Origin of the sequence: Bifidobacterium sp. ESL0690, assembly GCF_029392315.1 — a bacterium.
Classification (GTDB): domain Bacteria; phylum Actinomycetota; class Actinomycetes; order Actinomycetales; family Bifidobacteriaceae; genus Bifidobacterium.
The window spans coordinates 1098658-1111021 of sequence record NZ_CP113939.1 but is presented as its reverse complement, the minus strand read 5'-3'; the positions used below and the strand labels follow the sequence as shown (position 1 = coordinate 1111021).

Genomic DNA, 12364 nt, shown 5'->3' with positions numbered 1-12364 from the left:
TCACGAAGTAGGGAGGGACATCCATGGACTGGAGCTTCATAGCCCATAACGCCCACTACTTCGTCAACGCCGGTTATATGACCGTCTTCATTTCGTTCTTCGGTATTGTTTTCAGCATCGTTTTGGGCGTGGTTTGTGCTGCCATCGAAGCGGCCGATATCCCGATTTTGAAGCAGATCGTGCGCGTCTATATCGAGCTTTCCCGGAATACGCCATTGCTGGTCCAGCTGTATTTCCTCTATTTCGGATTGCCGAAACTCGGCGTCTCATGGTCGGCGGAAACCTGCGCAATCGTAGGCCTTACCTTCCTCGGAGGCTCATATATGGCCGAAGCGTTGCGTGGCGGGTTCGAAGCGGTTCCACAGATTCAGCGCGAATCGGCGCAAGTGCTGGGCTTCAGCCCTTCACAGATGCTCATTCATGTCACTATGCCGCAGGCGCTCTCCACCGCCATTCCGGGCGTAGTGGCCAACATCATTTTCCTGGTCAAGGAATCCTCGGTGGTCTCGGCCATCGCGCTGGCCGACGTCATGTACGTCACCAAGGACCTGATGGGCCAGACTTACAACACTTACGAATCGCTGACGCTGCTCATCGTCACCTACCTCATCATCCTCCTGCCGATTTCCATCATCGGCACGGTCTTGGAGAGGAGGTTCGACTATGCACGGCGCTGAGATACTGCTGCAGCCGGGCGTCTTCCCGCGTCTGCTGCAAGGTTTGTGGGTCACCATCTGGATTGCCGGGGTCTCCGTTCTGCTTTCCCTGCCGGTCGGGCTTATCGTCGGCTGGCTGATGACGCTGCGCAACCCAATTGTGCGCTTTGTGATGCGGGTCTATCTCGATTTCATTCGTATCATGCCACAGCTTGCGTTGCTGTTCATTGCCTTCTACGGGTTCGCTCGCGCCTTTAATTGGAATCTCGACGCCACCGGTGCATGTGTACTGGTTTTCGTACTTTGGGGCGGAGCCGAGCTCGGCGATCTCGTACGTGGCGCGCTTGAATCGATACCGCGAACGCAATACGAATCCGCACAAGTGCTTGGCCTTAATCCTTGGCAGACGTTCAGCCGCGTCATCCTTCCCCAGGCCTTGCGCCGCCTGCTTCCCGCCAGCGTCAACCTCATCACCCGCATCGTCAAAACCACCTCGCTGGCCGCACTTCTCGGCGTAATCGAGGTCATCAAGGTCGGTCAGCAGATCATCGACGCGAACCGCTTCCAGTACCCGGACGCGACGCTATGGATTTACGGCGTGATTTTCTTCATGTATTTCTTCGTATGCTGGCCTCTTTCGATTGTGGCCAGAAGGCTCGAAAAGAGGTGGGCTCATGACTGATGCACTTGCAACGACAAATCCGAATGCTGCGCACGAAACCCTTCATATTCGCCATATCATCAAGCAATATGACAATGCCGACAAGCCGGTGTTGAACGACATCTCCTTCGACGTACCCGCCGGTCAGGTGTTCGTCATTCTCGGACCTTCCGGTTCTGGCAAGTCCACGCTGCTGCGCACCATCGCGGGTCTCGAACCCATTCAGGGCGGCGACATCACCATCGGCGACGAGGTGTTGCGCACGTCGGGCAAGAAGAAGGATGTCGCCAAAGCGAACGCAGCCAATGCTTCAGGCACTTCCGGTTCCAAGGTCACTGCTTCAGGCTCCAAAGCCAGCGACAACGACGCGAATCCCGTCAAGGTAGGCATGGTCTTCCAAAGCTATGACCTCTTCCCCAACAAGACGGTACTTGGCAACATCATGCTCGCCCCGGTTCTAGTGCAGAAACGCAAGAAGGACGAGGTCAAGGCCGAAGCCATCAAACTGTTGGAACGCGTAGGACTTGCCGACCGTCAGGACGCATGGCCGCATGAGCTTTCCGGTGGGCAGCGCCAGCGCGTCGCCATCTGCCGCGCCCTGATCGAGCACCCGCAGATCATGCTCTTCGACGAAGTCACCGCCGCGCTCGACCCCGAAATGGTGCGCGAAGTGCTCGATGTCATCGTCGAACTTGCCGACAGCGGACAGACGATGCTCATCGTCACCCACGAGATGGCGTTCGCCCGAGCGGTCGCCGACCATATCATCCTGCTTGAGGACGGCGGCATCGTCGAGGAATCCGACAACGCCGAACAGTTCTTCACCCATCCACAATCCGAACGCGCCCAACAGTTCCTGAACACGTTCACGTATGCTCGAGAGAGACAATAGCTGATAGTTTTTACCGGCATCAACCAATGGACAAACAAAGGGAGGTCGAAATGATGAACCGGAACATGCCGAATATGCGCGTGATGGCACAGATGTGCAGCGCCACGGAGTCGAACCGATGTCAACTCATGGCCTCCCTGTCTCGCTGATCTGCATCAATAAGATTTGATATCCCGCCATTACCGAATTTAGTGCGATTATTACGCAAAGCACGCACGCTTCGGCCTGTGAATGGCAGAACCGCTATATTGGCGAACCCTAGAAACGTTGGAATTTCGATATTCCATGCCTCCATGGTTGCAATCGACACTTCTATATTCCTATCCGATATTACTTAGCAAAAGAAAAGAAAGAATTATTATGACAACGAACGTATTGAAACGTGCAGCACAAGCAGCAATCTCAGCGGCAGCAGCCGTGGCCATGCTCGCAGGATTCGCCGCATGCGGCCCCTCCGGCGCGACACCAAGCAGCGACAACAATTCCGGCTCCAGCTCTGCCGGTGCAGGCAAACAGCAAACCGCACGTACTCTTGCCCAAATCAAAAAGTCCGGCAAACTCAAGGTCGCGGTCTTCTCTGACAAAGCGCCGTTCGGCTACGTCGACAAAGACGGCAAGAACCAAGGCTACGACATCGTTTTCGCCGAACGTCTGGCCAAGGACCTCGGAGTAAAGCCCGAGTACACCACCGTCGACCCAGCGGCTCGCGTTGACGTTCTCGCCAGCAACAAGGTCGACGTGACTTTGGCCAACTTCACTGTAACCCCCGAACGCGAAGAGAAGGTCGACTTTGCCAAGCCGTACATGAAAGTTGCGCTTGGCGTGGTCTCCCCCGACTCCAAGCCGATCAAAAGCGTCGACGAGCTCAAGGGCAAGACCCTGATCATCGCCAAGGGCACCACCGCCGAACCGTATTTCGCCAAGTATCCAGACATCAAACTGCAGAAGTACGACCAGTACGCGGACGCCTACAACGCGCTGCTCGACGGCCGCGGCGACGCGATGAGCACCGACAACACCGAGGTGCTCGCGTGGGCCAAAGCCAACAAGGGCTTCACTGTCGGCATCACCAAGCTCGGCGACGAACAGCCCATCGCACCCGCCGTGCAAAAAGGCAACAAGGAACTCTTGAACTACATCAATGAGGAAATCGTGAAGCTGGGCAAGGAGCAGTTCTTCCACAAGGACTACGAGCAAACCCTGAAGCCAGTCTACGGCGATTCCTCCAACCCCGACGACATTGTCGTGGAAGGCGGCAAGCTCTGATCATTCACTGGCTTGACAATAAAGCCAAGAAATAATCGGTCGCTTACAGGTTGTACCCGCTAATTCGTATCAATCACGATTAGCGGGCACAACTGTTTATAAAACAAAACTCATTTTGCCGAGCTAATAATTGAAGGCACACTTAGCCCAAACCTTACCCTCGCTGAGAGTCTGGAGGTAGAAACCGGATGTCTTTCAAGTTTCGTGAGGCCCAACTTCCGCGTTTTTTGGCCTGCCCACAAATCTTGGATATCCATAAAAACCTTGAAATCTTGAAAATCTTGATATCAAGATTTTGGGCTCGGCTTGCGGTTGATGCTATATTGGGCGTTACGCGTTGAAATACATATTTTGCAGGAGCATGGAAGGAGGCAGTGACATGAGTTACTTATCCGAGGGAGGGCATCTGGTCATTGACGACAGTAACATCGACGCCTTCATCGCCATGGACCAATCCGACGAGAAATTCCCCATCGGCAAGAACTTTCATTCTCATCTGGTAACACTTGAAGAACTTGAAAAATGGTTACATGAAGATGAAGCGGATTCTTCGGTCAATTCCAAGAAGGCGGAGGAAAAGCGATGATTAGTTATCGTCTAGTCCCCTATCAAAAAATTATTGACGCCTGTAAAAAACCGAAGAATAATATGGATGAAATTGCCATATTCAACGCGTTGAAGCGGTTTGAGTGCAGCCGGTCTCAATCCGTTCAGTCCTTTGTTTCAAACAAAGTGGAGGCCATCGAGGAATCGAACGAAGGTCGCACCTACTTGCTGGTTTGTAAGCAACCTGATGGAACCGTCGAAGTGGCTGGCTTCTTCGAACTGTGTCTCACCAGCATCGATTTCGGCAAGATGTCAGGCAAGAAGCAGAAGCAGTTCAAGGGGCCGTACACGCACCTGCGCGACAACCATGCCGGCGGCTACTGCATCGGCGAACTGGGCAGATCCGACAAATACAGCAAGAACGAGTTGCCAGGCAAGGTCATTCTCAAAGAGGCTCGCTCGCTGATTGGCCGTTCGCAGAACGTTGTCGGCGGACGCTACGCCCTTATCGATGCCAGACGTGAGATCTTCGAGAACCTGTATCGTCCGGCAGGTTTCAAAGAGGTCGTCACTACCAACGTTCCCGCCGAAGGTGACATGGACATTGTCGTAGGCGTCGCCAAAGTGTCCACTTGGGAATAGGCAACGAGTTTCGAACTTCCATCACCAATTATGTTGGTATTGCATAAATTGCGATACAAGTTGCATCAGAGTAATTCGACATTGTAAAATATTTAAGTTCGCTTGTTATTGGCGACAGACAGATTACTGAGAAGAATTATTGCGGTGCGGCAGAAAAGAGAAGAATCATGAGCGTGGATTCCATAGGCAGAAACAACCATTCAAACAGCACAGTCAGTGGAAAACCAAGCCGCTTCAAAAGAACGCTCATTTCAGTCACCGTCGCCGTATTGGCAACTACCACATTGCTGAGTGCATGCGGCGGAACGCAAGGCTCCAGCAGCAGTTCCGCATCCAGCGGGCAGTCATCTTCAGAATCAGCGCCCAAAAAAGATTCGCAAAATGAATCAGAGGATAATCAAAGCAAAGAAAATGACAACGACAAAGGCTTATCTGCCAGCCAAGTTGCCAAGGATTTAGGATACAAGACTGTTGGTGAAGCAGGTATCCAGAATCGCGCAGGTCTAGATGCATATATAAATACGCACGTACAGGAAATAGGATATTCTGACTGCAAAGTAGATAGCGATTATGAAGTTAAGAATGATGGTATCAGCACTGATTGTTTCTTTAATTACAAAGAGCACAGCGGCTTTCTTACTATAAAAACCACAGCAAAATCAAACCAATTTGATATTGATTATATGTCTTTTAAAAACGACAACAAAGATTATGAAACAAAATCCGATTATATTCCAACCGCTGAAGAAGCAAGCAAAACAGTTGAAGAAAAGATATTTGGATAATAATTATAAAAAAGTTTCATAAATATCCCACCCGCGTTTTGTAGGTGAGATATTTTTGGTTATGCTAGATTTCAATGTTGTATTATTATCAATAGGATGATATTCGCTAAACGAGTGGACTATTTAGTGAATATCCGATTTACGACAATGAAGTCCGATTTATCGCATCGAGAGTAATACTTTACTTGAGCTGTTTTGTACGCGAACGTTTTATAGTAGTTTTTTGAATTCATACCCTTGTCGAAAATCAATAGATCAGAATTCGTCGGTATATTACCATTATGTTTGCAACTTGGAAAATTGCAAACATAATGGTAAATCAGCCACCTGAACCAAATGGTATTGTCGATAACCGGCAGTGAAACATGTCGATAATCATCATTAGGAGTCAACGAATCAAGCTACGAAATAAAAAACACAAGCAATTTCTGAATCAATGCTATAAAGATTCAAACTCGTCGAAGGACGTCTAACTCATCCACGCATTCCAAAAGAAAAGAAATGGCGGGATTCCCTCCCGCCGATTCATAGGACCCGAAAGCCCTGTTACTACGATAACGAAGTTATTTGAGAAAACAAATTGACTTTGTCTCCACTACTTTCAGAACCCCAGCCGCTCCAGCTGCTTGGGATCGGACTGCCAGCCTTTGGCGACTTTTACGTGGAGGTCGAGCTTGGACTTTTGGGCTACGATGCGATTGACGGCCGTACGCAGGCGCTTTTTGACCTGCACCAGGTGCTCGGCGCGGTGGCCGATGATGATGGGCTTTTGGGAGTCGCGCTCGACGTAGATGGAGACCATAACGTGCGCTTTGCCGTCCTCGGTTTCGGGGTTGTCTGATTCGCCGGGGCGGTCGATGGAGTCCACGACCACGGCGAGCGAATGCGGCAGCTCGTCATCCAGCTCCTCGAGGAACGCGCCGCGCACCAGCTCGGCGATGGTATCCTCCGGCTTTTCCTCGGTGATCTGGTCATCGGGGTACATCTGCGGACCTTCGGGCATGTTCTCGATGAGCACACGCTTGACCTCGGCCACGTTGTCGCGCTCCAGAGCGCTGACCGGCACCACATCGGTGAAGTCGGCGAATTGGCTGATTTCGATAAGCTTGGCCATCAGCTCCTGACGGTTGAGCTCGTCAATCTTGGTGACGATGGCGATCAGCGGCACTTTCCAGACGAACTTGCCCTGCTCGCGGTCATTTTCCTGCTTGCTGTTTTGAGAACCTTTGCCGCTTTTGTTGTTATCGATTTTCTTGCTGTTTTCGCCGCCATCAACCTTGCGCGCGAACTCACTGCGCAGACGGCTCAGAATACGCTTGTCCCCCGGTCCTATCTCCTGATCGGCGGGCAGCAGGAACGCGATTTCGTCCACATCGCTCAAGGACTCGTCCACCACGTCGTTCAGACGCTGGCCCAGCAGCGTGCGCGGACGATGGATGCCGGGGGTATCGACCAACACCAGCTGGGCGTTGTCAGTGGTCAGAATGCCGCGAATGGCCTTACGTGTGGTCTCGGGACGCGAGGAAGCAATGGCAATCTGCGTGCCGATAAGCGAATTGATAAGCGTCGACTTGCCAACGTTCGGACGGCCGACCACAGCGACAAAACCGGAACGATACGGTTCCTTGCCGTCATGCTGCTTGTCGTTGTTCTTGTTCTCAGTCATGTTATTCGTTTTCCTTTACGTCTTGGTTCGTGTCTCGTTTGATTTCGTTTTCGTCGTCTTCGTCCTGTTTTTCGGCCATATCGAGCGTTGCCGGCTCGACCACGATGGTGGAGACCTTCTTGCGACGACCTGCAGAATCGACGGCGGTCAGACGCAGGCCTCGTGTCACCGCGCTCATGCCGACGATTGGGACTCGGCCGAGCAGCTTGGTCAGGAGGCCATAAACCGTGTCCACGTCATCCTCATCAATATCGACTTCAAACAACTCCTCAAGGTCAGCAATCGGCGTGCGGGCGGGCATCTGCCACTTATGATCACCAATCTTCTTCGGCTCGGTGTGCTGAATGCGGTCATGCTCGTCCTCCAGCTCGCCGACAATCTGCTCGATGGCATCCTCGATGGTAACCAGCCCGGCGATGCCGCCGTATTCGTCGACCACCACAGCCACATGCTGCCGCGTGCGCTGCATCTCATGGAAGAGGTCATCGACCGGCTTGGATTCGGGCACCAGCATCGGCTGGCGGCAAATCGACTTGACCTCGCGGGTTCGGGCTTCGGGGTTGAAGGCCGTAGCGCGCACGGCGTCTTTCAGGTAGGCCATGCCGACCAAATCATCGACGTCATCACCGATAATCGGGATGCGCGAGAAACCGGAACGCGAGCAGAGCTGCAGGAAGTGCTCAAGCGTGGAATCGGATTCGACGCAAATCATGTCGGTGCGCGGCACCATGATCTCGCGGGTCAACGTGTCGGAAAGCATCAGCACATTGCGCAGCATTTCCGCTACTTCCGGGTCAAAATCATCGGTTTCGACCAACCGGTCAATGGTCGCTCGTCCCTGCTCACGCTGAATCTTCTCAAGCTCTTCATCGTCGGAAAGCTCGTCTTCCTTGTCACGACGGCGTTGTTCCTTGCCTTCTCCGGCCTTGGCAAACGGTGTCAGAACAACCGCCAGCGAAATGATGCCGGAGAATCGCATCATCACGTCGAGTGGCTTGGAAGCACCAGCGGAACGCGGACGGAGCAAAACCGATACCACCGCGACAATCAGCGCGAAAATCACTCCCGTAACCAACGCCACCCAGACGGGCTCTGAGAACAGCATGACGATAATCGCCACCAAAACGCCGTCAAAGACGTTGCAGAAGATGCGGAAGAACGCGCAGGAACCGGCGGTGGCGTAACGGTCGACGATAAGCCGTTGCACCTTGTGGACCTTACGGATCTGCTTGGCCTGTACGAACTTGCCGAGATCCTCGTCATCGGTCTGGATCTCGATGATCCGGTTGTTGAGGCTTGCCTTGGTGACGCGCGAGACGGCGGATTCGCTCGACGCCATCATCATCGACAGCCACACGAGCAGCGCCGCCACGATGACGAGCACAACCACAGTGGCGATGGTCAACGTATCCATGTTCTGTGTACTTTCCTATTCCTCAATACGATTTGCCGATTCGTTACGAAATTACTGATGTTTATCAAATCGTCGGTATCTTTGAGCTTATTCGCAAGGCCAGATAGCTGACTAAGTTCCCGACAAATGCCATCAAAATATCAAGTCTGTCGGCATATTTAACAAAATAAACTCAGACCACATATCACGATTCTTTGTTATTCCCAGAGGAATGATTCGCGTCCCATTGTGCCAGCAAATCTGTAGAACCAGCTGGAAGCACAGCCTGTGGTATCGGCTGGTCGCGGACGGCAAAGAACGTGAGCAATAGCTGGCGTTGCAGACCGAACATCTGCCGTTCCTGCTCAGGGTCGACGTGGTCGTAACCCAGCAAGTGCAAGGTTCCGTGAATGGCCAGAAGCATCATCTCGTCCATCGTGGAATGGCCGGCGGCCGCGGCCTGCTGTTGCGCGACCCATGGGCAGATGACAATGTCACCCAAGACGCCTTCCATGATCTGACCGTCCTCGCCGGGGCGCAATTCGTCCATGGGAAAACTCATCACATCGGTCGGGCCTTCGAGCTGCATCCAGCGCATGTGCAGCTGGGCAATCGGATCGGGGTCGACGAAAAGGATGGTCAGGTCAGACTGCGTGCTCACCTGCATACGTTCCATGACCCACAAACCCAAGTCTGAGAACAGTTTCGGGTCGATCTGCCAGACCGTCTCATTGGTGACTTCGACGCTCAAGAGCGTTCCTTTCCGCTTTTCTTGATTTCGTCTTTCAAAGGTTCGGATACCGCGTTAGCAGCCTCAACCGGCTTCGTTTGAGATTTTAACGTATCGTCAACATTTGTTTGTGGTTCCGAGACATCAACAGACTTAACTTTCGCATGTTTGGTCTTTCGTCCAGCTTCTCCGGCTACATGTTCAGCGTGAGTATCATAAGCCTGCACGATCTTGCCGACCAGCTCGTGACGAACGACATCCTTCGCACCGAGATGGGCGAAACTGATGCCATCGATATTGCCGAGAATTGACTCAATGGATTTAAGCCCCGAATGTGGCACGGCCAGATCAATCTGCGTCACATCGCCGGTGATGACCATTTTGGTGTTGAAGCCGAGACGGGTCAGGAACATCTTCATCTGCTGCTCGGTGGTGTTCTGCGCCTCGTCGAGAATGACAAATGCATCGTTTAGCGTACGGCCGCGCATATAAGCGAGCGGCGCGACCTCAATAGTTCCATCGGTCATGTAGCGATGCATCTGGCCAGCGCCCAGCATATCGGAAAGCGCATCGTAAAGCGGACGCAGATACGGGTCGACCTTGTCGTTCAACGTTCCCGGCAAGTAGCCAAGACTTTCGCCGGCTTCAACAGCCGGACGTGTCAGGATGATACGGCTCACCCTTCCGTCTTCAAATGCGCGCACCGCCTTGGCGACGGCGAGATAAGTCTTGCCGGTTCCTGCAGGACCGATGGCAAAGGTAATCGTATTGGCATCGATGGCGCGAACGTAGAAGACCTGACCGGCGGTTTTCGCACGGACCGGCTCGCCGTTGGCGAACGCTATGACACCAGGAACATGACGATTTGCGGTGGCGCGTTTATGCTCATCATCGTAATCATCTTCATCCTGGAATGAACGAGCCTGCGAACGCTGGCCCACTCTGGCGCCAGCAAATCCCCGCGTATACGAATGTTGCGCATAACCGCGCCCGCGACCACCGTCACCCATCAGTCCGGCCTTCTTGCCGACCTGCCGGGCCTCAAGCATCCGCCGCACGTTCATCGCATCGGCCGGAGCCTTGTAGGCCGCGTCGATGATGTTGTTCAGCACGTCGAAAACCTTGTCGGCTTCGATATCGTCACGCTTGTTGTAGGCGGAAATCTCGATGCGGTTGCCCCGTACGAACACGTTGACTTCCGGGAATGCGTGCTGCACTTCGGCAAGAACTTTGTCGCCCGAGCCCAAAACTGCGACCGGGTCAAGTTCAGTAGGGATGGTGATGACTCGTTTTGCGCTGGCCACCGCTCTCCTACTCTTCCATCGTCTCGCCGGTCAGCACATGCGCGTGCACATGGAAGACCGACTGGCCGGCATCCTCGCCGGTGTTGAAGATGAGACGGTAGGCGCCGTGGAATTCCTTATCGGCGATGGACTTGGCGATCTCGACGATGTGGGCAAGTTCGGCAGGATCGGATTTGGCCAGTTCGGCCACGTTGGCGCAGTGCTTCTTCGGCACGATCAGCACATGCACCTTCGCCTTGGGGTTGATGTCCTTGAACGCGTAGGTGGTGTCGTCTTCGTACACCTTGGTGCTCGGAATCTCGCCCGCAATGATCTTGCAGAACAGGCAATCGTCGGCCATATATGCTCCTTGCTAAAAGCTTTCGGGACGCGGTTGCGCCCTACTCCCCCATGGTATTAGCCCGCACGGATAATTACGCTGGCTGATACAGCGAAAAGGGTTAGGGGCAGAAAAGACAAGTTCCTGCCCCTAACCCTACGGCAAACGCCAGTTAAAGCTGCAAAAGAGGTAGGATTGGAGATTCCTGCCCCTAACACAAGACGAACCAGCAAATGTAATAGGGTTAGAGGCAGAAAGACTCCGCAAGCGTATACGACATAGGGATTCCGATACGCACACTGTCAAAAACTAGGCAAATCTCCCCAGCGCACGAGCCAGCAACGTCAAGGCAACCGGACCAGCGGTCGAGGCACGCATGATGTTCCTGCCAAGCACACAGACTTCCGCCCCGGCATCGGTGAATTGTTCCACCTCGTCATCGCTGATGCCGCCTTCTGGCCCGACCACGACGTAAATCCTGCGAGGTTTGCCATCATCGAGGCAACGCTGCTCAAGAGCGGCGACCTTCTGCTCGATACCGCCCCATGTCGAAGTCGCATCCTGATGAAGCACGATTACCAGCTCATGATGGACGCAGGCACGCCGACATATTGCGACCACTTGCTTGCTGGACACGCAGTCATCCAAAGTCGGCTTCCATGCCCGCCGTGATTGTTCTGTTGCCGCCACGAGCGTCTGATCCCATTTGCGGTCGGTGCGCCCCGCTTTCCACTTGGAAATCGAACGGCTGGCCTGCCACGGCACCACTTCGTCCACGCCGATCTGCGTGGCCATATCGATGGCCTGTTCGTCGTGACCGGTTTTCGCGAGCGCCTGAATCAACGCAAGTCTCGTAACCGGCTGCTCTTCAGTAGTAAATTCAGATACTTTGACCAATCCGTTCTGGGTATCGGCAACTTCCGCGTCAATACGCAACCCGCGGCCGTCGGAAAGCTGAAGTTTGTCGCCGTTCTGCAGGCGCATGGCACCCATCGCATGCCGTTTGATGGCGGGCGGCAGGGTTATGGTCCAGCCCGCACGCAGCTCGTCACGGTTGACCGGCACATCGTCGTGCTCGGCGTCGAATACAAAAAGTGGATAAGTCATAAGTTCAAGGCTACCGGAACCGCGGACGAACCGGGCACAGCTCAGGGCTGAGAAATTCAGAAACTTCGGTAAGCAACGGTTTCGACACACCGGCCTGCCAAACGACGCCGGAATGGTGTATAGTTCTATCTGTTGCTTGAACGACACCTGCCCAGGTGGCGGAATGGTAGACGCGCTAGCTTGAGGTGCTAGTTCCTATAATTTTACAGGAGTACGGGTTCAACTCCCGTCCTGGGCACGAAAACTGAAAACTCGAGACCCCTTGGAAATCAAGGGGTCTTAGTGTATCTGGCCATTCCCCAGCGCAGGATTTGAGCATAAAGACCAAGAATTTAAGTGGTCTTCCGCAATTTCTACGCGACGCCTCAGCTTGTCTCCTGATTTCGTCGGCATCGTC

Annotated in this window: 13 protein-coding genes and 1 tRNA gene; 8 read left to right on the top strand and 6 right to left on the bottom strand. The window is 53.5% G+C overall.

The window, feature by feature from the left end; all coding sequences use genetic code 11:
- The first annotated feature begins 23 nt into the window (after positions 1–23).
- The 7 genes from OZX62_RS04450 (at position 24) to OZX62_RS04420 (ending at position 5448) form a co-directional block, all read left to right on the top strand.
- The gene (locus tag OZX62_RS04450) at positions 24–677 is read left to right on the top strand and encodes an amino acid ABC transporter permease (RefSeq protein WP_277176818.1); all 654 of its coding nucleotides are present in this window, start codon (positions 24–26) and stop codon (positions 675–677) included.
- Complete coding sequence (locus OZX62_RS04445; protein ID WP_277176817.1) at positions 664–1338, top strand: amino acid ABC transporter permease; 675 nt, start codon at positions 664–666, stop codon at positions 1336–1338. Before OZX62_RS04450 ends, OZX62_RS04445 begins: the two co-directional genes overlap by 14 nt.
- Positions 1331–2209: an amino acid ABC transporter ATP-binding protein gene (locus OZX62_RS04440; RefSeq protein WP_277176816.1), complete on the top strand. Its 879-nt coding sequence runs from the start codon at positions 1331–1333 to the stop codon at positions 2207–2209. Before OZX62_RS04445 ends, OZX62_RS04440 begins: the two co-directional genes overlap by 8 nt.
- A gap of 360 nt (positions 2210–2569) precedes the next feature.
- Positions 2570–3475, top strand: a complete 906-nt coding sequence (locus tag OZX62_RS04435) for a cysteine ABC transporter substrate-binding protein (RefSeq protein ID WP_277176815.1) — start codon at positions 2570–2572, stop codon at positions 3473–3475.
- Between the two features lie 379 nt (positions 3476–3854).
- Entirely contained in the window at positions 3855–4061 is a 207-nt protein-coding gene (locus tag OZX62_RS04430) for a hypothetical protein (protein WP_277176814.1), read from the top strand.
- A 62-nt stretch (positions 4062–4123) separates the two neighbouring features.
- The gene (locus tag OZX62_RS04425; RefSeq protein WP_277176813.1) at positions 4124–4663 is read left to right on the top strand and encodes a hypothetical protein; all 540 of its coding nucleotides are present in this window, start codon (positions 4124–4126) and stop codon (positions 4661–4663) included.
- A 167-nt stretch (positions 4664–4830) separates the two neighbouring features.
- On the top strand, positions 4831–5448 hold the full coding sequence (locus tag OZX62_RS04420) for a hypothetical protein (protein WP_277176812.1): 618 nt from the start codon (positions 4831–4833) through the stop codon (positions 5446–5448).
- Positions 5449–6049: 601 nt separating this feature from the next.
- On the opposite strand, the gene OZX62_RS04415 is transcribed toward OZX62_RS04420, so the two are convergent.
- The 6 genes from OZX62_RS04415 to OZX62_RS04390 all read right to left on the bottom strand — a co-directional run bounded on the left by OZX62_RS04415 (position 6050) and on the right by OZX62_RS04390 (position 11967).
- On the bottom strand, positions 6050–7114 hold the full coding sequence (locus OZX62_RS04415) for a GTPase Era (RefSeq protein ID WP_277176811.1): 1065 nt from the start codon (positions 7112–7114) through the stop codon (positions 6050–6052).
- Position 7115: 1 nt separating this feature from the next.
- The gene (locus OZX62_RS04410) at positions 7116–8528 is read right to left on the bottom strand and encodes a CBS domain-containing protein (RefSeq protein ID WP_277176810.1); all 1413 of its coding nucleotides are present in this window, start codon (positions 8526–8528) and stop codon (positions 7116–7118) included.
- Between the two features lie 184 nt (positions 8529–8712).
- Positions 8713–9258, bottom strand: a complete 546-nt coding sequence (ybeY, locus tag OZX62_RS04405; RefSeq protein WP_277176809.1) for an rRNA maturation RNase YbeY — start codon at positions 9256–9258, stop codon at positions 8713–8715.
- Complete coding sequence (locus OZX62_RS04400; protein WP_277176808.1) at positions 9255–10541, bottom strand: PhoH family protein; 1287 nt, start codon at positions 10539–10541, stop codon at positions 9255–9257. Before OZX62_RS04400 ends, ybeY begins: the two co-directional genes overlap by 4 nt.
- Positions 10542–10548: 7 nt before the next feature.
- The gene (locus tag OZX62_RS04395) at positions 10549–10881 is read right to left on the bottom strand and encodes a histidine triad nucleotide-binding protein (protein ID WP_277176807.1); all 333 of its coding nucleotides are present in this window, start codon (positions 10879–10881) and stop codon (positions 10549–10551) included.
- 288 nt (positions 10882–11169) lie between these two features.
- Entirely contained in the window at positions 11170–11967 is a 798-nt protein-coding gene (locus tag OZX62_RS04390) for a 16S rRNA (uracil(1498)-N(3))-methyltransferase (RefSeq protein ID WP_277176806.1), read from the bottom strand.
- 149 nt (positions 11968–12116) lie between these two features.
- On the opposite strand from OZX62_RS04390, the gene OZX62_RS04385 reads away from it, so the two are divergent.
- A tRNA-Leu gene (locus OZX62_RS04385) sits at positions 12117–12205 on the top strand.
- Positions 12206–12364 lie beyond the last annotated feature (159 nt).